This window comes from Caulobacter sp. GW456-12-1-14-TSB4 (assembly GCF_059424195.1).
Genome location: NZ_JBWKZF010000028.1, coordinates 22,951 through 45,044, shown reverse-complemented (window position 1 = coordinate 45,044; position 22,094 = coordinate 22,951). Strand labels below are relative to the sequence as shown.

Sequence of the window (22,094 nt, the reverse complement as noted above, 5' to 3'; positions counted from 1 at the left end):
ATAGAAAATGCGTCACGGTAACGCCCACCGCAAACTGGGCCGTACTTCGGCTCACCGCACCGCCATGTTCGCCAACATGTCGGCCTCGCTGATCAAGCACGAGCAGATCGTCACCACCCTGCCGAAGGCCAAGGAACTGCGTCCGATCGTCGAAAAGCTGGTCACCCTGGCCAAGCGCGGCGACCTGCACGCTCGTCGTCAGGCCATCAGCTCGGTTCGCGACGTCGAACAAGTCGGCAAGCTCTTCGCGGTCCTCGGCCCGCGCTACAAGGACCGTCAGGGCGGCTACATCCGCGTCCTGAAGGCCGGCTTCCGCTACGGCGACAACGCCGCCATGGCCGTCATCGAGTTCGTCGATCGCGACGTCTCGGAAAAGGGCAAGGACTCGGGTCCGGTCTTCACGGCTGACTCGGAAGACTAAGATTTTTCAGCCCAGGCTGAACGCGAAGGCCCCGGAGAAATCCGGGGCCTTTTTCGTTTCGGTGATGCTGGGCAAGGGCCCTTAGCTCTTCGGGACCACCGGCCGCGCCGGATTGCCGACCACGGTCGCCCCCGCCGCCACATCCCGCGTCACCACCGCGCCAGCCCCGATCACGGCGTCGTCGCCGATGGTCACGCCGGGCAGGATGATCGCGCCGCCGCCGATCCAGACATTGGCGCCGATGTGGATCGGCTTGCCGGACTCCTGGCCTGTACGGCGCAGGGCCGGATCGCGCGGATGGTCGGCGGTCAGGATCAGCACGCCCGGGCCGATGGCCGTGGCCTCGCCGATGGTCACCTCGGCGACGTCAAGGATCACGCAGTTGAAGTTCATGAACACCCGGTCGGCGACGCGGATGTTGTAGCCGTAGTCGACGAAGAACGGCGCGCGGATGGCCACGTTCTCGCCCACCGCGCCCAAGCCCTGGGCCAGCAGCAGCGGGCGCTCGTCCAGGCCCGAGGCGTTGTAGCGGTCCATCCAGGTCTGGGCCGCGCGCTGGTCGGCCTGCAGCTCGGCGTCGACGGTATAGAGCTCGCCGGCCAGCATCCGTTGCTTCTGGGTCTTCACGCCTACTCCTTGGTCAAGTCTTGGCGACGGAACAGCACGACCGCGCCCGCCGCCAGGGCCGCGATCCACACCAGCAGCACCACCAGGGCCGGGCCGGCCGAACCGCTGGCCTGGCCGAGTTGCGACGGATCCAACAGCGCGGCGCGCAGCAGGTCGGCGTCGTATGCCGGGTTGGCCAGCAGCTTCCAGCTGCCCGGCGGCTCCATGGCGCGCAGGACGGTCGAGAGCGTGCCCTCGACGAACCGCAGGCCCAGGCACGCGATGACCACGCCCATGGTCGAGCGCGTCAGCACCCCGACGCAGGCGGCCAGGGCGGCGATGGTCATGGCCTCCAGCCAGGTGATGGCCACGACGCCGATCAGGTCGAACAGATTGCGGTCGAACATCGACAGGGTCAGCGCCCGCTGGCTGATCGCCGAGCCCAGGACAGCCGCAACGGCTGACAACAAGACGGTCAGGGCCAGGCTCCAGAAGATCGCCTCGCCGACCACGATCAGCTTGGCCAGCAACAGGTTCTGGCGCGTATTGCGCGGGGTCAGCAGCCGCCAGGTCTCCCAGCGGTAGTCACCGGCCAGTACGGCCGCGGCGCCGATCATCAGGAACAGCGCGCCGAAGGTGCCGGCCCCGCCGGCCACGGCCTTGATCACCTGGTCCAGCAGGCCGACCGTGACGCCGGGCATCGGCTTCTTGATCACCGTGCGCAGGAAGAGGTCGCCGCCGACGCTGATCATGAAGCCCACGATCGGCGCGAAGCAGAAACCCCAGAACAGGGCCGAACGGTCGCGCAGCAGGCGGAAGCGTTCGGCGGCGATGGCGTCGGTCAGCATCAGATCGCTCCCCCTTGGTCCTTGGAGGTCTGGTCGAGGGTCTTGAGGTAGACGCCTTCCAGGTCGGCGTCGCGCCAGCGGGCCTCGGTGATCTCGACATCGGCCTCGACCAGGGCGCGGATCAGGGCGGGGGTGTCCTCGCGGCGGATGTCGGCCAGGACCGCGTCGGCTCCGTCGGCGGCGCCCTTGGCCCCTAGCACGGCCAGGACCTGGGCGATGGGGGAGGTGACGGTGATGCGCAGGCGAGCTTCGCCGGCGGTCAGTTCGGCCACGCCGCCCTCGGCCACGACCTTGCCCTTGGACAGGATGGCCACGCGCTCGCAGACGCGCTTGACCTCGTCCAGCTGGTGGCTGGCCAGGATGACGGTGACGCCCTCGCGCTTGGCCAGATCGACGATCAGGGCGCGGATCTCCTGGATGCCGGCCGGGTCCATGCCGCTGGTCGGCTCGTCCAGGATGACGAGTTCGGGCTTGGTGAAGAAGGCGGCCGCCAGGCCCAGGCGCTGCTTCATGCCGACGGAGTAGCCCGAGGTCGAGCGGTCGGCGGCGTGGGCGATGCCGACACGCTCCAGCCAGCCATCGATGTCCGCGCCTTTGGCCCCGCTCTCCAGGGCCAGCATCTTCAGGGTGTCGCGGCCGGTCAGATAGGCCGGATAGCGCGGAGTCTCGATCATCGCGCCGATCTTGCGCAGCGCGGTGATGTCGCCAGGCGCGGCGCCGGACAGCCGCACCGCGCCGCCGGTCGGGCGCACCAAGCCCAGGGCGATGCGGAAGAGGGTGCTCTTGCCCGCGCCGTTGGGGCCCAGCACCCCGAACACGCCGCCGGCCGGAATGGCGATGGAGAAGTCGTCGAGGGCGCGCACCGCCCCGTAGGTCTTGGTGAGGCGGTCGGCCTCGAGGGCGATCGACATGCGGGCTGTTCCGGGCGCCGAAGCGAGTCGGCAGGCGAGGGGACTATGGCGAGGCTGGGGACCCGCGCCAAGTTAAGAGCCGGTCATGCGGGTCTTGTCACACGCTTGAAACCTGCGGCGACGATCAGGAGGCATGAACGCTTCGATGTCCGCCTTCCGCCTTTTGTGCCTTGTCCTCGCCCTGACGACCGCGACCGTCGTCCAGGCGCGCGAGAAGGCCCCGCACCTGACGATCCTGGTGTCGATGGACGGCTTCCGCGCCGACTATCTGGAGCGCGGTGTGACGCCGAGCCTGAAGGCCTTGGCCGATGACGGCGCGCGCGGGGCGATGCGGCCTTCGTTCCCCAGCCTGACCTATCCGAACCACTACACCCTGGTCACCGGCAAGCGCCCGGACCGCAACGGCGTGGTCGGCAACGAGATGGAGGACGCCGACATCGGTGGCCCGAAGTTCACCATGACCGGCGCGACCATGACCGACCCGCGCTGGTGGAGCCAGGCCAAGCCGTTCTGGGTCTCGGCCGAGCAGCAGGGCAAGAAGACCGCCGCCATGTTCTGGCCAGGCTCCGAGACGGCGATCGACGGGATCCGCCCCAGCCACTGGATGAAGTACCAGCACGACCTGCCGTACGATGCGCGGATCGACCAGCTCTTCGCCTGGATGGACAGCGGCGACGGTCCGCCGTTGGCCTTCGCAACCCTCTATTTCGACGCCGCCGACACCGAGGGCCACCATTACGGCCCGGACTCGCCGGAGCTGACCGCGGCCCTGGTCGAGCTGGACCGCTGCATCGGCCGCTTGGTCGAGGGGCTGAAGGCGCGCGGGCGGTTCGAGGCGACCGACCTGGTCATCGTCGCCGACCACGGCATGGCCCCGCTGCCGGCCGCCAACCGCGTGGTGCTGGACAACCTGATCGACGTCTCGAAAATCCACCTCGTCGCCAAGGGCGCGGTGACCAGCTTCTCGCCCATGCCCGGCCAGGAGAAGGCGGTCGAGGCGGCGTTCCTGAAGGAGGCGCCGCCGCACCTGACCTGCTGGAAGAAAGCCAAGATCCCGGCCCGCTTCCACTACGGCCGCAACAAGCGCGTGCCGGCCATCGTCTGCCTGTCGGAGACGGGGTGGTACACCACGACCCTGGAAGCCAAGGCCAAGCCTGGCAAGTGGGACGGCAAGGACGGCGGCGCGCACGGCTTCGACCCCTACGATCCGGCCATGCGCGCCGTGTTCGTGGCTCACGGCCCGTCGTTCAAGCCGGGCGTTGTGTTGCCGCTGTTCGACAATGTCGATGTCTATCCGCTGCTGGCCAGGATCACCGCCGTGAAGCCCGAGAAGGGCGACGGCGCGCTGAAGGTCGTGGGGCAGGCGCTGCGCTAGCGACCACGAGCGACCTTCAGAAATGCAACCAAGACTCGTATTTACCCATAAACACGTATATATAGAAATTTAGACGCCGCTAAACCATGGCGACGCCCGTGTTCCTCGCGAACACGTCCGAGGGACGGTTCAACCAGCATCAGGGAGAGCGTTATGGGTTTCTATGGTCCCGAGCCTTTCGACACCGCCGAGGCGTCCTACGTCTGGACGGGCCTGCGCACGCCGGGCTTCTTCGTCGTCAACGTGTCCGGCCACGCGCCGAACTTCACCAGCGGCATCCAGCTGGTCCGCGACCCGCACTTCGTCGGCGGCATGGCGATCGACGTCATGGGCTGGACCGGTCCGCTGGGGCAGGGCGCGACGCCCTACACCGTGCGGGGCACGTTCAACGGCATGTACCTGCCCAAGATCCTGATCGTCGGGACCAACAAGCGGCTGCTGATCGACGTGAAGGAAATCGCCTACACCAACGACGCCGACTACGTGAAACACGTGAAGGCGTTGGACAAGCACCTCGAGCCGGCCTGATCCCAGGGCCTTAAGGCGAGAAACGCCGCGCGCGTCCGGGTGACCGGGCGCGCGCTTTTCGTTTGCAGAGATAGTTGCGATATGAGTTAAATATTGTCGTTCGTTGAAAGGAGCGCCGCCATGGCCGAACCTCGCACGGGTCTCGTCTCAGCTGTCAGCTATCGCGACCCCAAGGCCGCCATCGCCTTCCTGGAGAAGGCCTTCGGCTTCGAGCTTACTTTCCTGCTGGAGGACGCCGACGGCAACCTTGCCCACTCGCAGATGAGCTGGGGCGGCATGACGATCATGATCGGCAACGAGTGGAGCGAGAACCACGCCAGCCCGGCCTCGCTGGGCGGCAAGACCACCCAGACGGTGCACATCTACGTCGAGGGCGACGTCGACGCCCATTGCGAGCGGGCGCGCGCGGCCGGGGCCGAGATCATGATGGAGCCCGAGACCCAGTTCTACGGCTCGCGTTCCTATCGCTGTCGCGATCCCGAGCTGCACATCTGGACTGTGTCCGCCGATGTCGAGACCGTCTCCTTCGCGCAGATGGAGGAACGCAGCGGCCTGAAGATCGCGGTGGGCTCGGAGGCGTGATCTCGCCCGATGACTTCCGCCGCCTGGCCCTGTCGATGCCGCAGGCGATCGAGAGTTCGCACATGGGCACGGTCGATTTCCGATGCGGCAAGATCTTCGCGACCCTGGGCAATCCCGACGCCGACTGGGCGATGGTCAAGTTGACGCCGGACCAGCAGGAGATGCGCGTCGCCGCCGAGCCGGAGGTGTTCGTTCCGGTTCCCGGCGGCTGGGGGAAGGGCGGGGCGACCCGTCTGCGTCTTGCGGCCTGTGACGAGGCCACCGCCCGCGGCGCGCTGCTCGACGCCTGGCGCAACGTCGCGCCGAAGAAGCTGCTGTGAGCGAGGCGCTGGACCGCACCCTGGCGGCGCTGGCCGATCCGAACCGTCGGCGCGCGGTCGATCTGCTGCGCGAACGGCCGCGCCGGGCTGGCGAACTGGCCGAGAGCCTGGGCCTGACCCCGCCGGCGATGAGCCGTCACCTGCGGGCGCTGCGCCAGTCGGGCCTCGTGGAGGAAAGCCATCCGGAGTTCGACGCCCGCGTCCGGGTGTATCGCCTGCGGTCCGAGCCGATGGATCAGCTGAAGGCCTGGTTGGAAGCGGCCGAGGACCACTGGGTCGACCAGCTCTCGGCCCTGAAGGCGCACGTCGAGGGCAAGGGCCAAGGAGAGGGCGAGTGAGCTCGAGAATCCTGGTCGCCCTGCGCATCGCCGCCCCGCCGGAGGTGGTGTTCGACGCTTTCACCGATGACATCGCCCTGTGGTGGCGGCCCAACAGCCTGTTCTCGTTCACCCCGCGCTCGCCCGGCGTCATGGCCTTCGAGGATGGCCGCCTGGTCGAGCGGCTGCCGACCGGCAAGGTGTTCGAGGTCGGCCAGGTCAGTGTCTGGGAGCGCGGCCAGCGCCTGGTCTTCGGCTGGCGTCAGGCGACCTTCGCACCGGAGATGGCCACCGAGGTCGAGGTCCGCTTCGAGCCTGTGGAGACCGGCACCCGCGTCACGGTCGAGCATCGCGGCTGGGACACCGTGCCGGCGCCGCACGTGGCGCGGCACGGCTTTCCGGACATGGTCTTCCTGCAGAGGCATGGGGAATGGTGGCGGGCGCTGCTGGCGGGTCTTGCGGCCCGGGCGAACAGCGTCCAACAAGGGACCGCCGGGGAGGGCGACCAATGAACCAACCGATCACGGGCGTGAAACGTCAGGCCGCCCTGGGCTTCATCTTCGTCACCGCGATCATGGACGTGCTGTCCCTGGGCGTGATGATCCCCGTCCTGCCCAACCTGGTGAAGTCATTCGGCGGCGGCGATACGGCCGTGGCGGCCGACTGGAACATCCTGTTCGCCACCGTCTGGGGCGTGATGCAGTTCTTCTGCTCGCCGATCCTGGGTCTCATGTCCGACCGCTGGGGCCGCCGGCCGGTGATCCTGACCTCGATCTTCGGCCTCGGCGTGGACTTCCTGTTCATGGCCTTCGCGCCCAGCCTGTGGTGGCTGTTCGTGGGCCGCATCTTCAACGGCATGACGGCGGCCAGCTTCTCGACCGCCAGCGCCTATGTCGCCGACGTCACCACGCCGGAGAACCGCGCCAAGGGTTTTGGCCTGATGGGCGCGGCGTTCGGGGTGGGCTTCACCTTCGGTCCGGCCCTGGGCGGGTGGCTCTGGCAGTTCGACCATCGCGCGCCGTTCCTGGTCTGCGCGGGCCTGGCCCTATGCAACTGGCTCTACGGCTTCTTCGTCCTGCCGGAGTCGCTGCCGGTTGAGCGTCGCCAACCGCGCTTCGACTGGAAGAAGGCCAACCCGATCGGCTCGCTGCAGCTGCTGCAACGTCATCCGGGCCTGCTGGGCCTGGCCGGCGTCGGCTTCCTGTTCCAGCTGGCCCACAACGTCCTGCCCAGCGTCTTCGTGCTCTATATGGGCTTCCGCTACGGCTGGTCGCCGGCGACCATCGGCCTGACCCTGATGGCCAGCGGCATCTCCAGCATCATCGTCCAGGCCCTGATCGTCGGCCGGGTGGTCAAGGCGCTGGGCGAGCGCGGGGCGCTGCTGATCGGCCTGTTCTCGGGCTTCGCCGGCTTCATGATCTACGCCCTGGCCCCGACCGCGCCGCTGTATCTGTGCGGTCTGCCGCTGTTCTCGCTGACCGGCCTGATCCAGCCCGGCCTGATGGGCCTGATGACCCGCCGCGTCGCCCCGAACGAGCAAGGACAACTGCAGGGCGCCAACTCGGCGATGATGGGCATCGCGTCGATCATCGGCCCGCCGCTGTTCCTGTTCCCGTTCGCCTTCGCCATCCGCCATGACGCGACCCTGCACATGCCGGGCCTGCCGGTGCTGATCGCCGCGGCGTTGATGCTGGCCTCGACGGTCCTGGCCTATGCCAAGGCCAAGCCGCTACAAGCGCCGGAACCGCAAGCGGCCTGACGCCTTAGAGTCGCCCGAAAGCTCGGCTGAGTTGGCGGGTAACGTTTAGGAGCCTTTCTTGAAGACCATCCGCGCCCTGCTGCCCGTCGTCATCCTGCTGGCCGCCTGCTCGAACCCGACGGGGCAGTCCAACGCCCAGACGGCCGCCAGCGGTCCTGTCCCGGACATGCCGCAGCCGACCCGCCGCGTACCGGCCGACGCGGCCTCGATGAAGCTGTCGTTCTCGCCGGTGGTGAAGAAGTCCGCGCCGGCCGTCGTCAACGTCGCCAGCCGCCGGGTCGTGCAGCGCCGCGTCGATCCGTTCTGGGACTTCTTCATGGGCGGCAACGGCCAGGGCGGCAGCCAGGTGCAGGGCTCGCTGGGTTCGGGCGCCATCGTCCGCGCCGATGGGGTGATCATCACCAACCACCACAATATCGACGGGATGAGCGACATCACCGTCCAACTGGCCGACCGCCGCGAGTTTCCGGCCGTGGTGCTGCTGGACGATCCGCGCGCCGACCTGGCCGTGCTGAAGATCGACACCAAGGGCGAGAAGCTGCCCGTCATGGCCATCGACGATCAGGACCAGATGGAGGTCGGCGACCTCGTCCTGGCGCTGGGCAATCCATTCGGGGTGGGCCAGACCGTGACCAACGGCATCGTCTCGGCCCTGGCCCGCACGGATGTCGGGGCGGCCAATTTCGGCAGCTATATCCAGACCGACGCGGCCATCAATCCGGGCAATTCCGGCGGTCCGCTGGTCGACATGGATGGCGATCTGGTCGGCATCAACACCTTCATCATCTCGCGTTCCGGCTCGTCGAGCGGGGTGGGCTTCGCCATCCCCGCCGCCGTGGTCCGCCAGGTCGTCTCGGCGGCCCTGGGCGGCGGCCATGCGGTCGTCCGGCCCTGGCTGGGCGTGAAGGGGCAGCCGGTGACCGGCGACATCGCCAAGAGCCTGGGCATGACCGCTCCGCGCGGCGTGCTGGTGGCTCAGGTCTATCCGGGCTCCTCGGCCGCCAAGGCGGGCCTGAAGGAAGGCGACGTCATCCTGTCGATCGACGGCCGGGCGGTGAACGACGAGGGCGGCGGCGCCTTCGCGATCGGCACCCACAAGGTCGGCGACCGCGTGCCGATGCAGGTCCAGCGCAACGACAAGGAGCAGACGCTGACCGTCCGCGCCGAGGCGGCGCCAGAGACCCCGGCCCGTGACGAGCGGACCCTGACGGGCAACAATCCGTTCACGGGCGCGACCGTGGTCAACCTGTCGCCCGCCGTGGCCCAGGACCTGAACGTCGACCCGTTCGCTGGAAAGGGCGTGCTGGTCACCAAGATCAGCGGCGGCGCGGCGGCTAATATCGGCCTGCAGCCCGGGGACTTCATCCGCGAGGTCAACGGCCGCGCGATCAACACCGTCGCCGAGCTCAACGCCGCCGCCAACGTCCAGGCCCGCAACTGGGTGGTGACGATCGAGCGCAACGGCCAGCGGATCACCGCCCGCTTCCAGGGCTGACGCGACTTGAGCCCGGCGGCCTGCTAAAAGAGTCGGATGTCCGATCTCTTTCAGGCCGCCGGCCTGACCCCCCATGCGCCGGCCCCGCTGGCCGACCGCTTGCGGCCCCAGAGCCTCGACGAGGTGGTGGGCCAGCAGCATCTCCTGGGTCCCGAAGGCCCCATCGGCCGGATGGCCGCCGCCCATCGCCTGGCCTCGATGATCCTGTGGGGCCCGCCCGGCACGGGCAAGACCACCATCGCCCGCCTGCTGGCCAAGGCCGGCGGCTATGAGTTCCAGCAGATCTCGGCGGTGTTCTCCGGCGTCGCCGACCTGAAGAAGGCCTTCGAGCAGGCGCGGATGCGCCGCGCGGCCGGCCAAAGCACCTTGCTGTTCGTCGATGAGATCCACCGCTTCAACCGCGCCCAGCAGGACGGTTTCCTGCCGTTCGTGGAGGAGGGGATCGTCACCCTGGTCGGCGCCACGACCGAGAACCCGTCGTTCGAGCTGAACGGCGCTCTGCTGTCGCGCTGCCAGGTCTTCGTGCTGAAACGCCTGACCGAAGACTCGCTGGATCAGCTGCTTCAGCGCGCCGAGGTGGCAGAGAACCGCCCGCTGCCGATCGACGCCGAGGCCCGCTCGAGCCTGGTGGCCATGGCCGACGGCGATGGCCGCTACCTGCTGACCCTGGCCGAGACCTTGTTCTCGATCGGCACGGATAGCCCGCTGAACCCGACCCAGCTGGGCCAGTTCCTGCAGAAGCGCCGCCCGGCCTACGACAAGGACCGCGAGGAGCACTACAACCTCATCTCGGCCCTGCATAAGTCGGTGCGCGGCAGCGATCCGGACGCGGCGCTGTACTGGCTGGCGCGGATGCTGGAGGGCGGCGAGGACCCGCTGTTCATCGCCCGCCGCCTGGTGCGCATGGCGTCCGAGGATATCGGCGCGGCCGATCCGCTTTCCTTGCTGCTGACCACGGCGGCCAAGGACGCCTACGACTTCCTGGGCAGTCCGGAAGGCGAGCTGGCCCTGGCTCAGGCCGTGGTGCACATGGCGTCAGCGCCCAAGTCGAACGCCGTGTACAACGCCTACAAGGCCGCGCGCCGCGCCGCCAAGGAGACCGGCAGCCTGATGCCGCCGTCGCACATCCTCAACGCCCCGACCAAGCTGATGAAGTCGCTGGGCTATGGCGACGGCTATGCCTACGACCACGACGTCGAAGGCGGCGTTTCGGGCCAGAACTACTTCCCGGACGGCATGGCGCGGCCGAAGTTCTACGAGCCCAAACCCGTCGGGGCGGAAGCGAAAGTGCGAGAGCGCTTGGAAGCCTGGGGCAAGGTGCGTAAGGACGGCAAATGAGCAGTCCGAAATTCCGCCGTCCGCCGGGTGTCGCCAAGCCCAAGGCCATCGAGTGCCCGATCACCCTGACGCCGGAGGAGATCGCGGCGGCCCAGTCGTGGGTGCTGTACGAGGACGAGGCGATCATCGTGCTGGACAAGCCCACGGGCCTCTCCAGCCAGGGCGGACGGATCAAGGCCCATACGTTGGACGACCTGCTGTGGGCGTTCGCCAAGCCGGGCAAGGCGCGGCCGCGGCTGATCCATCGCCTGGACCGCGACACCTCGGGCGTGATCCTGACGGCCAAGACCAAGCCGGGCGCGGCCTTCCTGGGCGAGGCCATGATGGCCAAGCGCTTCCGCAAGAGCTACCTGGCCATCGTCGCGCCGGGCGCGCCGGAGCCGAAGGGCGGCATGATCGACAGCCCGCTGCGCCGCGAGTCGATCGGGCGCGAGGCCTATATGAGGGTCTGCGAGCCCGACCATCCGGACGCCGAGACCGCCCGCAGCCGCTATCGCACCCTGGCCAGCAATGGCGTCGCGGCCCTGGTCGAGCTGTCGCCGGACACCGGCCGCATGCACCAACTGCGCGTCCACATGGGCTCGATCGGCCGGCCGCTGGCGGGCGACAGCCGCTATGGCGGCGCGCTGATGCTGGGCGGCGTGGCCGTACCTCGCCTGATGCTGCACGCCGCGCGCCTGACCTTCCCGCATCCGCTGGGCGGCGAGCGCAAGATCACGGCCCCGCTTCCGTCCGATTTCAAGGCCATGCTCCAGGCCCTGGACCTGGCGGTTCCGGAACAGCCAGGTTCCGAGGCCGTTGATCAGGTCTGAGGATGCTCGCCATGAAGATCGCCAAACCCCTGATCGCGGCCGTGCTCTCCGGCCTCCTGTTGGCCGCCTGCGCCACCGCCCCGACCGTCTATCGCGCGCAAGCGGGCGCGCCCAACGACGTCGGCTATTCGGAATATCGTCTGGAGGCCGGGCGCTATCGCGTCACCTTCCAGGGCGGACCGGGCGCCAAGGAGGCGCAGATCGCGGACTACGCCCTGCTGCGCGCCGCTGAACTTGCTATTCGCGATGGCTACGATTGGTTCCGGATCGCCGACCGTTCAACCAATGTCAGCGGTTCCGAAAACGGTCCGCGCGTATCGTTCGGCGGCGGTTCGGCCAGCTTCGGGCGGCGATCGGCCGTGGGCGTAGGCTTGGGAACGAGCTTCAACCTCGGCCCGGGCCCGGCCTTCTCGCGCTCGATCGAGGTGGTGTTCGGCAAGGGCCCGACGCCGCGCGACCGCGACGCCTATGACGCCCGCGAGATCGTCAAGACCATCGGCTACGGCCGCCAGCGGACCTAGGTCCTTAAGAGCGCGCGATGGCCGCCGAAACCGGCGTCCGCTTTCGGCTATCTTACGCGGCCGCAACCACCTTCTTGCCCAGCGGATAGTTCGCGCGCAGCGCCGCGTGGGTGAGGCCGGCCGTCTCGGCGGCGGCGAAGTAACCGTCCTGGGGGAGGCCCTGCAGGATGGTCATGGGCGCCAGACCCCGGGCGTCGCGACCGAAGGCCATCATCTCCATGGCGATCTTGCCGGCTTCGCCCGACAGGTCCGAAGCGTCCAAGGTCAGGCCGGCCAGGCGGGCGTCGCGCAGCACGCGCAAGGCTTCCTTGTCCGGCGGCACGCGGGCGATGACGCCGCGGGTGAGGGCGCGCAGCAGGCCGACGACTTCCAGCAGACGGCCGGCGGGGGTGCCGCGCGTGACGTCCACCAGCTCGATCATGATGCCGCCGCGCAGCAGGCTCAGCGACAGGCCGGCCGTGCCGGTGAGCAGGTCACGGCCGCGCTGGGTGCCCAGGGTGCGGAACGAGGCCGGCAGGATCAGCTCGGGCGCGTTGTGGCCCTGGGCCGAGCGCGCGAACACCGAGGCGTATTTCAGCGTCGTCTCGTCGATAAACGCGACGTCGCGGTCCGACAGCTTGGTCAGGGCGCGGGCCGAGGCCTGACGACCGCTGGCCAAATGGGTGACCATCGGCTCGACGCGGATGGCGGTGGTGATGTTGCGGCGCAGGCTGACGACGTGTTCCAGAGTGAAGTCGACCCGCAGGGCCGCGCCGCCGGCAGTCGTGAAGGCCACCGGCGTGCGACGGGCCTCGTCGGCCGGGTCCACCTCGATCCGCACCGGCGAGCGGGCGGAGTCGCGACGGGCGCGGGCGGCCAGGATCACGGCCGGGTCGATCGGCTTGCAGACGGCTTCGCCGTTCTCCAGCCCGATCACTGAGCGAATCCCCAGGTCCTTGGTGGCGGCCGAGCCCAGCAGGTGGGTCAGCACGTCTTCCAGAATCTTCACGCTGGTCGCCTGGGCGGCCAAGCCCTGGTCGTTGTTCATGGCGATCAGGAATTCGCTGTCGGAGATGCGGGCCCGCATATCGTTGCGGTCCAGGTGTTCGTTCAGCTTCAGCTCGACATAGGTCCAGACATCGCCGCGCTTTTCGCTCCACCAGTCACCGGCCCACTGGCGGATGGCCTTGATGCTGATCACGTTGACCGAGCCGCGCGCGACCAGCTCCGAGCCCGTCAGGCGCTGAGCCACCGGGCCCGGCAGGGCCACGCGTTCGGTCGCGTCTGAAGAGGGGGGGGTGTCGAAGGGCATGGGTCTGGCGCTGTTGATACGCCCAGAGATTGCGTGGGTGGCACTTAACCAGGGGTTCTGAAATAGGGTTTCCAAACGCGTTTACCGTGAAAGAAACCGGGGAAAATCAAGGGAACTTCGTTGGATGCTTGGCGTTAGCGCCCGCTCGGCGCATAAGGCGTTCATGAACAAGCTGCTTCTGGTGGCCGCTGGCGGAGCCGTCGGCTCGGTCGCGCGCTATCTGGTCGGCGTCGGCGCCTTGCGGGTCATGGGGCCCGGCTGGCCCTACGGCACCTTCACGGTCAACATCATCGGGGGCTTCCTGATGGGATGCCTGGCTTCGTGGCTGGCCCATCGTGGCGATGTTTCGAATGAACAGTGGCGCGTGCTGCTGGGCGTCGGCGCGCTGGGCGGCTTCACGACGTTCTCTTCGTTCTCGCTGGAGACCGCGCTGATGATCCAGAAGCGCGACTATCTTCCAGCCTTCTCCTATTCCGCCGCCAGCGTGCTTCTGTCCGTGGCGGCCCTGTTCGCGGGCCTTATGATCGCCCGCAAGGTTTTCGCATGAGCACCAAGGAAGTCCGCACGCTGTACGTCGACGCTGGCGAGGACGGGGTCCGCCTCGATCGCTGGTTCAAGCGCCGTTGGCCGCACCTGAACCACATCCAGCTGAACAAGCTTTTCCGCTCGGGCCAGGTCCGGGTCGATGGCTCGCGCGCCAAGGCCGACACCAAGCTGGCGGCCGGCAGCCAGATCCGCGTGCCGCCGCTGCCCGACGCACCCGATCCCAAGGACAAGAACCAGCTGTCGCCGCGCGACATCGCCTACGCCAAGTCGCTGGTGCTGTACGAGGACGAGGAAGTCCTGGCTCTGAACAAGCCCGCCGGCCTGGCCGTGCAGGGCGGGACCAAGACCACCAAGCACGTCGACAAGCTGCTGAGCGCCTGGGGCGAGGGCGTCGATCGTCCCCGCCTGGTCCACCGTCTGGACCGCGACACCTCGGGCGTGCTGCTGCTGGGCAAGACCCCGGCCGCCGCCGCGCGCCTGTCGGGCGCCTTCGCCAAGCGCAAGGCGCAGAAGACCTACTGGGCCATCGTCGCGGGCAACCCGCACCCGACCGAGGGCGTGATGGAGCTGCACCTGGCCAAGCGCGGGGTCGGTGACCGCGAACTGGTCGTTCCGGCCCAGCCCAAGGACCCGGACGCCCAGCCGGCCGAGACCGAATTCGTCACCATCAGCCGCGCGGGGCCCCGCGTCACCTGGATGGCGCTGCGTCCGCACACCGGCCGCACCCACCAGCTGCGCGCCCACATGAAGGCCATGGGCCACCCGATCCTGGGCGATCCCAAGTACGGCGACGAGAAGTCCGCGCCGCTTTCGGAAGGCCTGAAGCTGCAGCTGCACGCCCGCTCGATCCTGCTGCCGCACCCGTCGGCCGGCATGCTGCACATCGAGGCGCCGCTCAGCGCCGAGATGAAGGAAGGCTTCCGCAAGTTCGGCTTCTCGGAAGACGAGGCGGCCGCGGAGCCCTTCGGCCATCGCAGCGCCAAGATCCGTCGAAAGACCTAGACCAGCCCCACGACCGGCTTGGCGGCCGCGCTGTCGGGGAACACCTTGTTCTCCAGGATCGCGCGGTCGACGCCGATGTGGTCGGCCAGCACACCCTTGAACAGGCCGCGCATGTCGATGGTCGGGGCGGTGTCGCGGTTCTCGAACAGGGCGTTGTCGGCCAGGCCCGGCCAGTCGCCGACGATGCCGCCGCCCGGCTTCAGCGCGCCGCCTAGGACAAGGCCCGTCGAGGCCGTGCCGTGGTCGGTGCCGCCGGTGCCGTTGACGCGGGCGGTGCGGCCAAACTCGGTCACCGCGACGACCACCGTGTTCTTCCACTCAGCACCAAGGCCCGTGTGCAGGCCGTCCAGCACCGCGTCCATGTAGGACAGGCGCGTGGCGATCTGGCCGGCCTGGCCGGCATGGGTGTCGAAACCGTCCAGCGAGATGGCCGCGATCTGCGGGCCGCCGGCCTGGACCATGAAGCCGCCCAGGGTCGAGCCCAGCTTGCGCGCGGCCTCGCTGCCGGCGCGGTTCTGGCGGTCGTTGGCCATGGTCTGCGACATCGGCGCGGCTCCCGACATGGGCGGGGTCGAAGCCGCCGCGACGTTCATGGCCGGCGAGGTCGAGAGGGCGGTCATGGCCGTCTGGGCCATGGTCTCGGTCTCCAGCCCGCGCGCGAACGCCGGGCCCAGCATCGGGTCGTTCTTGTAGAGGTCCTGCAGCAGGGTCGGCAGGCGGGCGGTCTCGTCGACGCCTTTGCCCGGCGACCAGCTGGCCGCCTGGACCTTGCCGCGCAGGATCAATGGCGCGGTGGTCCCGACCGACAGCCCCTCGACCTTGCGAACCGGGGCGAGGGCCTCCAGCGTGCGGTTCAGCCAGCCGGTCTCGGTCCCGTAGACATGGGCCGCGCCGGTCTCCAGCACGTCCTGGGCCTCGAAGTGCGAGCGGGCGCGGTCGGGGCTGGCGATGGCCGGCGCGATGCGGGCCTCGCCCTTCAGGGCCAGGGCATGGACGCTCTTCAACTCGGGATGCAGACCGAAGGTGTCGTCCAGCTTCAGCACCTGGTCGGGCTTCATGGCGATCGAGCCGCGCAGGTTGGCGTAGTTGGCGTCACCGACCGGCGGCGAGACCGACAGGCCGTCCATGCCGCCCCGGCAGATGACGACGACCAGCTTCTTCCTGGCCAGTTCACCCTCGGACGCGGCGAAGGCCTGGCTGCCGAAGAAGTTGACGCTGATGCCCAGGGCGGCGCCCAGGCCCAGCAGCGAGCGGCGGTTCATTTGAGCGGTCATCGGCGTTGGAACTCCGGGCTCATCACGAGAAGGGCGAAGGCTTCCTTGCGGGTCTCGGCTCGCGACACGGCCTTGGCGACGGGGGGCGTCAGGCGATCGCCCAGCGCCGAGACGGCCAAGGCGTTGGGATCGGTGCGGTCGGCGACGACGGCGGCGAAGCCTTGCGCCCACTGCATCCGCTTCACCAGGCCGTCCGGCGAGGCCCAGGTCTGGGCGTCCTCGGGCCAGCCCTTGGGGGAGGGGGCCGAGAACGGCTTCTGGCCAAGTCCGGTGAGGATCGGCCCCAGCCGTTCGAAAGCCGAGGGCTCGGCCCCGATCAGCCGCCAGGTCGACAGGGTATATTCGTAGGGCGTCTTGAACTTGGCCGGCGTCGGGTCCCAGGCCTCGGGGCTTTCGACCAGGGCCTTGGCGACCTGGGCCAGGGCGCCGCCGGTGGCCATCCAGCGCTTCTCCAGCCGCGCGGTCAGGGCGGGTGGGGGCGTGTCGGAGACGAAGTGGCGGGCGATCTTGCCGCAGACATGGCGGGCGGTGCGCTTGTCGGCGGCAAGATCCTTCAGTACGGCCATGCCCTGCTTGATGTCGGCTTCAGCGTATTTGCGGCCCATGATCGTGCGCGCGCCCGGCTCGTGGGCGGCGTCGCGGAACACGAACTGGCCTTGCCGGTCCTCGTTGTCGCGGCCGACCGAGAAGCCGGTCAGGGCGCGGGCGAACTCGGTGACGTCGGCCTGGCTGTAGCCGGCGTCGACGCCGACCGTATGCAGCTCCATGATCTCGCGAGCCAGGTTCTCGTTCAGCCCGGCCTTGGCGCCGCGCCGGCGGACGCCGATGGTGCTGTTCGGCCCGATCGACTGGGCCTGATCCAGATAGGTCAGCATGGCCGGGTGGGTGGACGAGGCGACCAGCAGGTTCTCGAAGCCGCCGAACACGTTGGGCCGGATCGCCTCGCGCTCGAATGGGCCGATCAGCACCGAGGTGATCTGCTTGGTGGCCGAGACGGTGAAATGGTTGGCCCAGAACAGCGCCCAGCGCTCGCGGAAGGCGTCCGGGGTGTTGGTCGCCAGGCGGGCCCTGGCGAGGAAGTCGGCGCCGACCTTGTCGCGCAGGGCGATCTGGGCGGCCATGAACGACTTGGCGTTCGCAGCGGTCTTGTCGCCTTCGCCGTCCTTCTGCTCGCGCTCCACCTTCCGCTGCTGCTGGTAGTCGCGCATCTGCTCGAAGCGCTGGGCGGCGGTCTCGCCGCCATCCTGCGGGATGTCGGCGCCCTCGCGGCGGATCTGGGCGATGAGGAAGCCTTGCGGGTCGGCCTTGGCGGTCTCGATCTCGCCGGGGCGGGCGCCCAGGCCAAAGCGGGTGACGGCGATGGCGGCCATCATGTCCTTGGACGGTAAGCTCAAGCGGCGCTCTCCCTTGCGCTGACACGCGATCTTGCTCATTCAACGCCAGTTGCGAGGAATTCCGTCGCGACCTTCGAAAAGAGTTCTCGCCGTGTCCGACAAGTCCGAGCTGCTGCTGAAACCCAAGCGCTTCTACAAGGCCGCCGCAGCCGCGCCGGTGGAGGGCGGCTTCGCGATCCAGCTGGACGGCCGTACGCCCAAGTCGCCGGCCAAGAAGCCGCTGGTCGCACCGACCAAGGCCCTGGCCGATACGATCGCCGCCGAGTGGGAAGCCCAGGTCGAATATATCGACAACAGCCTGATGCCGGCCACGCGCCTGGCCTTCACGGCCATCGATCGCATCGCCGAGACCCGCGCCGAGGTGGCCAAGGAGATCACCGCCTACGCCGCCTCCGACCACCTGTGCTACCGCGCCGAACACCCGACCCCGCTGGTCGAGCGCCAGGACCGCGAGTGGGGCGCGATCCTGGACTGGGCCAAGGCCGAGTTCGGCCTCGTCTTCATCCCCGTCGGCGGGATCATCCACCAGCCGCAGCCGCCGGCCACGCTGGCGGCGGTCGAGGCCCTGGCCCTGACCCTGGACGATTTCAGCCTGGCGGGCGTGGCCTTCGCGTCTGGCCTGTTCGGTTCGACCGTGCTGGCCCTGGCCGTGCGCGCCGGCCGCCTGACCGGCCGCAAGGCGCTGGACCTGTCGCGCCTGGAAGAGGCGTACCAAGCCGAGCAGTGGGGTCAGGACGACGAGGCGACCGCCCGCGTGGCGTTCCTGGCCGTCGAAGCCGAGATGATCGACCGCTGGTTCGCCGCGCTTCGCTGATGATCAGGACCGGCGCGATCTACGCTCTGGCGGCGCTGGCCGAGATCGGCGGCTGCTTTGCCTTCTGGGCCTGGCTGCGACTGGGCCGGTCGCCGATGTGGGCCGGTGCGGGGACGCTGTCGCTGATCGTCTTCGCCCTGTTGCTGACCCGTATCGACGCCAGCGTCGCCGGCCGAGCCTTCGCGGCCTATGGCGGCGTCTATATCGTCGCCTCCCTGGTCTGGATGCGGTTGGTCGAGGGCGCGAGGCCCGATCGATGGGACCTGATCGGCGGCGCGGTGTGCCTGGCCGGCGCCGCCATCATCCTGCTCGGTCCGCGTACAAATTAATCGGCGAACTGATTTGCCCCTGTTGCGCTGCCGCTAGGTCCGGCTTGCCTGCGCCCGCTGGCCTCGCTAGGGCTGGCTGCCTAAGGTGGGCGAACCGCCAGCATAAAGATCCGGGCAGGGGAGTACGCGCGTGCAGCACATTCTCGAGGAACTCGACCGCCGTCGCGAGCAGGCCAAGGCCGGCGGCGGTGAGAAGCGCGTCGCCGCCCAGCACGCCAAGGGCAAGCTGACCGCCCGCGAGCGTATCGACCTGTTGCTGGACGAAGGCTCGTTCGAGGAGTTCGACATGTTCGTCGAGCACCGCTGCGCCGACTTCGGCATGGAGAACCAGAAGATTCCCGGCGACGGCGTCGTCACCGGCTGGGGCACGATCAACGGCAAGGTCGTCTACCTGTTCTCCAAGGATTTCACGGTGTTCGGCGGCAGCCTGTCGAACGCCCACGCCCAGAAGATCATCAAGGTCCAGCGCCAGGCCATGAAGGTCGGCGCGCCGATCATCGGCCTGTTCGACGCCGGCGGCGCCCGCATCCAGGAGGGTGTCGACAGCCTGGCCGGCTATGCCGACATCTTCCTCGAAAACACCCTGGCCAGTGGCGTGATCCCGCAGATCAGCGTGATCATGGGACCGTGCGCCGGGGGCGACGTCTATTCGCCGGCGATTACGGACTTCATCTTCATGGTCAAGGACACGAGCTACATGTTCGTGACGGGGCCGGACGTCGTGAAGACCGTCACCAACGAGGTCGTCACCGCCGAGGAGCTGGGCGGGGCCCGCGTCCACGCCGCCAAGTCGGGCGTCGCCGAAGGCGCGTTCGAGAACGACCTGGAGGCCCTGACCCAGGTGCGCCGCCTGGTCGATTTCCTGCCCTCGTCCAACCGCGACGCAGCCCCCGAGCGCGAGAGCTTCGACGAGCCCTATCGCGAGGAGATGAGCCTGGACACCCTGGTCCCGGCCGATCCGACCAAGCCCTACGACATCAAGGAGCTGATCCTGAAGATGGTCGACGAGGCCGACTTCTTCGAGATCAGCAGCGAGTGGGCCAAGAACATCGTCTGCGGTTTCGCCCGCATGGACGGCGAGACGGTCGGCATCGTCGCCAACCAGCCGCAGGTGCTGGCCGGGGTGCTGGACATCGACAGCTCGCGCAAGGCCGCGCGCTTCGTGCGCTTCTGCGACGCCTTCAACATCCCGATCATCACGCTGGTGGATGTCCCGGGCTTCATGCCGGGGACCAAGCAGGAGTACGGCGGCCTGATCAAGCACGGCGCCAAGCTCTTGTTCGCCTATGCCGAGGCCACGGTGCCGAAGATCACGGTCATCACCCGCAAGGCCTATGGCGGCGCCTATGACGTGATGAGCTCCAAGCACCTGCGCGGCGATCTGAACTACGCCTGGCCGACCGCCGAGATCGCGGTGATGGGCGCCAAGGGCGCGGTGGAGATCATCTTCCGCCAGGAGGCCAAGGACCCCGAGGTCCTGGCCGTGCGCGAGGCCGAGTACAAGGACCGCTTCGCCAACCCGTTCGTGGCGGCCCAGCGGGGCTATGTGGACGACGTGATCATGCCGCATGGCACGCGGCGGCGGATCGTGCGGGGCTTGAAGAGCCTGAAGGGGAAGGAACTCTCCAACCCCTGGAAGAAGCACGACAACATTCCGCTGTAGGGCGGTGGGGTCAGCACAGGCCCCCACCTGACCTGCTGCGCAGGTCTGTCCGCCCCCAAGCGGGGCGGAGAGGGGACCGTGCGCCCCGCAGTTTGGGCTTCTACTCTCCTCCCTCTCTTGGGGGAGGGGGACCGGCGAAGCCGGTGGAGGGGGCTGGTACGGCTTTCCCTCGCCGCCCGACCCTTCTATATGCGGACGCTTCTACGCTTCCCGTGACTCCCCGAAAGGCCGCGCCCGCATGGCTCGCATCCTGATTACCTCGGCCCTGCCGTACATCAACGGCATCAAGCACCTGGGGAACCTGGCGGGGTCGATGCTGCCGGCCGACGTCTATGCGCGCTTCAAGCGGGCCCAGGGCCACGAGACCCTCTACATCTGCGCCACCGACGAACACGGCACCCCGGCCGAGCTGGCCGCGACCGCCGCTGGCCAGGACGTCGCCACCTACTGCGCCGAGCAGCATGTTCTGCAGCACGATGTCGGGCGCGCGTTCGGCCTGTCGTGGGACCATTTCGGCCGCTCGTCCTCGCCGCAGAACCATCGTCTGACCCAGCACTTCTGCCAGGCCCTGGAAGACCACGGCCTGATCGAGGAACGCGTCGATCAGATGGTCTATTCGGTCGACGACAAGCGCTTCCTGCCGGACCGCTACGTCGAGGGGACCTGCCCGCACTGCGGCTTCGAGAAGGCCCGCGGCGACCAGTGCGACAACTGTGGCAACCTGCTGGACCCGACCGACCTGATCGATCCGTACTCGGTGATCTCGGGCTCGCGGAACATCGAGGTGCGCGACACCCGCCACCTGTACCTGCTGCAGACCAAGATGCAGGACAAGATCCGCGCCTGGGTCGACAGCCACGCCGACTGGCCGCCGCTGGCCCGCTCGATCGCCTACAAGCATCTGGACGAGGGGCTGATCGATCGCGGCATCACCCGTGACCTGGCCTGGGGCATTCCGGTGGCTCACGATGGCCTGCCGCGCCCGGGCTTCGAGGACAAGGTCTTCTACGTCTGGTTCGACGCCCCGATCGAATACATCGCCGCCACGCAGGAGTGGGCCGAGGGCTCGCCCGACCGCGACTGGAAGCGCTGGTGGCGCACCGACGAGGGCGCGGACGACGTCCGCTACGTCCAGTTCATGGGCAAGGACAATGTGGCGTTCCACACGGTCAGCTTCCCGGCGACCATCCTCGGCTCGGAAGAGCCGTGGAAGAGCGTCGACATGCTCAAGGCCTTCAACTGGCTGAACTGGTACGGCGGCAAGTTCTCGACCTCGAACAAGCGCGGCGTGTTCATGGACGCAGCCCTGGAGATCCTGCCGCCCGACCTGTGGCGCTGGTACCTGACGGCCAATTCGCCCGAGAGCAGCGACACGGCCTTCACCTGGGAGCAGTTCGCCAGCGCCGTGAACCGCGACCTGGCCGACGTGCTGGGCAACTTCGTCAACCGCATCCTGAAGTTCAACGAGAGCAAGTTCGAGGGCGTGGTCCCGGCGGGCGGCGAGCCCGGTCCGCTGGAAGAGAAGCTGTTCGCCGACGTCTCGGCGCGCTTGGCGGACCTTTCCGAGCAGATGGACGCCATCGAGATCCGCAAGAGCGCCCAGGCGCTGCGGGCCCTGTGGGTGGTCGGCAACGAGTACCTGCAGGAGGCCGCGCCGTGGACCGCGATCAAGACCGATCGCGACCGCGCCGCCGTCATCGTCCGCACGGCGCTGAACCTGGTGGCGCTGTACGCCAAGCTCTCGGCCCCGTTCATCCCGTTCGCGGCCGAGACGATCGGCGGGGCGTTCGACCTGGAGTTCCCGGCCGAGTGGCCGTCGAACGACGCCAAGGTCGAGCTGGACAAGCTGCTGGTCGGCGCGCCGGTGACCGTGCCGGACGTCCTCTTCAAGAAGATCGAGGACGAGCAGATCGCCGACTGGACGGCCCGCTTCGGCGGCGCCGAATAA

At 68.5% G+C, this 22,094-nt stretch carries 24 protein-coding genes; 18 read left to right on the top strand and 6 right to left on the bottom strand.

The genetic code is table 11. The features are described from left to right. Nucleotides 1-7: 7 nt before the first annotated feature. A complete protein-coding gene (gene rplQ / locus AC07YH_RS21185) occupies nucleotides 8-421 on the top strand; it encodes a 50S ribosomal protein L17 (protein WP_494748928.1) in 414 nt (137 codons plus the stop codon). Nucleotides 422-502: 81 nt separating this feature from the next. Here rplQ and AC07YH_RS21180 read toward each other — a convergent pair whose 3' ends face one another. Genes AC07YH_RS21180 through AC07YH_RS21170 form a run of 3 tightly spaced genes read right to left on the bottom strand, consistent with a single transcriptional unit; the run spans nucleotide 503 to nucleotide 2,786 of the window. Further along, nucleotides 503-1,048, bottom strand: coding sequence for a sugar O-acetyltransferase (locus AC07YH_RS21180; RefSeq protein ID WP_494748927.1), 546 nt, complete (start codon nucleotides 1,046-1,048; stop codon nucleotides 503-505). A gap of 2 nt (nucleotides 1,049-1,050) precedes the next feature. After that, on the bottom strand, nucleotides 1,051-1,875 hold the full coding sequence (locus AC07YH_RS21175; RefSeq protein WP_494748926.1) for a DUF2705 family protein: 825 nt from the start codon (nucleotides 1,873-1,875) through the stop codon (nucleotides 1,051-1,053). Continuing rightward, a complete protein-coding gene (locus AC07YH_RS21170) occupies nucleotides 1,875-2,786 on the bottom strand; it encodes an ABC transporter ATP-binding protein (protein ID WP_494748925.1) in 912 nt (303 codons plus the stop codon). Before AC07YH_RS21170 ends, AC07YH_RS21175 begins: the two co-directional genes overlap by 1 nt. 145 nt (nucleotides 2,787-2,931) lie before the next feature. Between AC07YH_RS21170 and AC07YH_RS21165 the strand changes: the two genes are divergently transcribed. From AC07YH_RS21165 to AC07YH_RS21115, 11 genes are all read left to right on the top strand, one after another. Beyond that, nucleotides 2,932-4,161, top strand: coding sequence for an alkaline phosphatase family protein (locus AC07YH_RS21165; RefSeq protein WP_494748949.1), 1,230 nt, complete (start codon nucleotides 2,932-2,934; stop codon nucleotides 4,159-4,161). A 153-nt stretch (nucleotides 4,162-4,314) separates the two neighbouring features. Beyond that, on the top strand, nucleotides 4,315-4,689 hold the full coding sequence (locus tag AC07YH_RS21160) for a hypothetical protein (protein ID WP_494748924.1): 375 nt from the start codon (nucleotides 4,315-4,317) through the stop codon (nucleotides 4,687-4,689). 120 nt (nucleotides 4,690-4,809) lie between these two features. Beyond that, nucleotides 4,810-5,271, top strand: a complete 462-nt coding sequence (locus tag AC07YH_RS21155) for a VOC family protein (protein ID WP_494748923.1) — start codon at nucleotides 4,810-4,812, stop codon at nucleotides 5,269-5,271. Further along, on the top strand, nucleotides 5,268-5,591 hold the full coding sequence (locus AC07YH_RS21150) for an MmcQ/YjbR family DNA-binding protein (RefSeq protein ID WP_494748922.1): 324 nt from the start codon (nucleotides 5,268-5,270) through the stop codon (nucleotides 5,589-5,591). The genes AC07YH_RS21155 and AC07YH_RS21150 overlap by 4 nt, the downstream gene beginning before the upstream one ends. Continuing rightward, nucleotides 5,588-5,929, top strand: coding sequence for an ArsR/SmtB family transcription factor (locus AC07YH_RS21145; protein ID WP_494748921.1), 342 nt, complete (start codon nucleotides 5,588-5,590; stop codon nucleotides 5,927-5,929). Before AC07YH_RS21150 ends, AC07YH_RS21145 begins: the two co-directional genes overlap by 4 nt. Then, nucleotides 5,926-6,420, top strand: a complete 495-nt coding sequence (locus AC07YH_RS21140) for an SRPBCC domain-containing protein (RefSeq protein WP_494748920.1) — start codon at nucleotides 5,926-5,928, stop codon at nucleotides 6,418-6,420. Before AC07YH_RS21145 ends, AC07YH_RS21140 begins: the two co-directional genes overlap by 4 nt. Then, nucleotides 6,417-7,667 (top strand): TCR/Tet family MFS transporter, encoded by a 1,251-nt coding sequence (locus AC07YH_RS21135; protein WP_494748919.1) that lies wholly within the window; start codon nucleotides 6,417-6,419, stop codon nucleotides 7,665-7,667. The genes AC07YH_RS21140 and AC07YH_RS21135 overlap by 4 nt, the downstream gene beginning before the upstream one ends. Nucleotides 7,668-7,725: 58 nt before the next feature. Next, entirely contained in the window at nucleotides 7,726-9,162 is a 1,437-nt protein-coding gene (locus tag AC07YH_RS21130; RefSeq protein ID WP_494748918.1) for a DegQ family serine endoprotease, read from the top strand. Nucleotides 9,163-9,198: 36 nt separating this feature from the next. After that, on the top strand, nucleotides 9,199-10,500 hold the full coding sequence (locus AC07YH_RS21125) for a replication-associated recombination protein A (RefSeq protein WP_494748917.1): 1,302 nt from the start codon (nucleotides 9,199-9,201) through the stop codon (nucleotides 10,498-10,500). Continuing rightward, on the top strand, nucleotides 10,497-11,312 hold the full coding sequence (locus tag AC07YH_RS21120; protein ID WP_494748916.1) for an RluA family pseudouridine synthase: 816 nt from the start codon (nucleotides 10,497-10,499) through the stop codon (nucleotides 11,310-11,312). Before AC07YH_RS21125 ends, AC07YH_RS21120 begins: the two co-directional genes overlap by 4 nt. Nucleotides 11,313-11,314: 2 nt before the next feature. Next, a complete protein-coding gene (locus tag AC07YH_RS21115; protein WP_494748915.1) occupies nucleotides 11,315-11,833 on the top strand; it encodes a CC0125/CC1285 family lipoprotein in 519 nt (172 codons plus the stop codon). A 52-nt stretch (nucleotides 11,834-11,885) separates the two neighbouring features. On the opposite strand, the gene AC07YH_RS21110 is transcribed toward AC07YH_RS21115, so the two are convergent. After that, the gene (locus AC07YH_RS21110) at nucleotides 11,886-13,124 is read right to left on the bottom strand and encodes a hypothetical protein (protein WP_494748914.1); all 1,239 of its coding nucleotides are present in this window, start codon (nucleotides 13,122-13,124) and stop codon (nucleotides 11,886-11,888) included. Between the two features lie 163 nt (nucleotides 13,125-13,287). Between AC07YH_RS21110 and crcB the strand changes: the two genes are divergently transcribed. Together crcB and AC07YH_RS21100 are read left to right on the top strand one after the other, a co-directional pair. Continuing rightward, nucleotides 13,288-13,671, top strand: a complete 384-nt coding sequence (gene crcB / locus AC07YH_RS21105; RefSeq protein WP_494748913.1) for a fluoride efflux transporter CrcB — start codon at nucleotides 13,288-13,290, stop codon at nucleotides 13,669-13,671. Continuing rightward, a complete protein-coding gene (locus AC07YH_RS21100) occupies nucleotides 13,668-14,672 on the top strand; it encodes an RluA family pseudouridine synthase (protein ID WP_494748912.1) in 1,005 nt (334 codons plus the stop codon). Before crcB ends, AC07YH_RS21100 begins: the two co-directional genes overlap by 4 nt. Here AC07YH_RS21100 and AC07YH_RS21095 read toward each other — a convergent pair. Together AC07YH_RS21095 and AC07YH_RS21090 are read right to left on the bottom strand one after the other, a co-directional pair. Beyond that, nucleotides 14,669-15,946 carry a DUF1501 domain-containing protein gene (locus AC07YH_RS21095; protein ID WP_494748911.1) on the bottom strand — a complete coding sequence of 426 codons (1,278 nt, stop codon included), beginning with the start codon at nucleotides 15,944-15,946 and terminating at the stop codon, nucleotides 14,669-14,671. The genes AC07YH_RS21100 and AC07YH_RS21095 overlap by 4 nt on opposite strands. Then, entirely contained in the window at nucleotides 15,943-17,379 is a 1,437-nt protein-coding gene (locus AC07YH_RS21090) for a DUF1800 domain-containing protein (RefSeq protein ID WP_494748910.1), read from the bottom strand. Before AC07YH_RS21090 ends, AC07YH_RS21095 begins: the two co-directional genes overlap by 4 nt. A 52-nt stretch (nucleotides 17,380-17,431) precedes the next feature. Here AC07YH_RS21090 and AC07YH_RS21085 point away from each other — a divergent pair, with 52 nt between their 5' ends. The 4 genes from AC07YH_RS21085 (at nucleotide 17,432) to metG (ending at nucleotide 22,094) form a co-directional block, all read left to right on the top strand. Next, the gene (locus tag AC07YH_RS21085; RefSeq protein WP_494748909.1) at nucleotides 17,432-18,154 is read left to right on the top strand and encodes an ATP12 family chaperone protein; all 723 of its coding nucleotides are present in this window, start codon (nucleotides 17,432-17,434) and stop codon (nucleotides 18,152-18,154) included. 2 nt (nucleotides 18,155-18,156) lie between these two features. After that, nucleotides 18,157-18,483 (top strand): YnfA family protein, encoded by a 327-nt coding sequence (locus AC07YH_RS21080; RefSeq protein WP_494748948.1) that lies wholly within the window; start codon nucleotides 18,157-18,159, stop codon nucleotides 18,481-18,483. A 130-nt stretch (nucleotides 18,484-18,613) separates the two neighbouring features. Beyond that, nucleotides 18,614-20,146 carry an acyl-CoA carboxylase subunit beta gene (locus AC07YH_RS21075; protein WP_494748908.1) on the top strand — a complete coding sequence of 511 codons (1,533 nt, stop codon included), beginning with the start codon at nucleotides 18,614-18,616 and terminating at the stop codon, nucleotides 20,144-20,146. Between the two features lie 238 nt (nucleotides 20,147-20,384). Next, nucleotides 20,385-22,094: a methionine--tRNA ligase gene (gene metG, locus AC07YH_RS21070; protein WP_494748907.1), complete on the top strand. Its 1,710-nt coding sequence runs from the start codon at nucleotides 20,385-20,387 to the stop codon at nucleotides 22,092-22,094.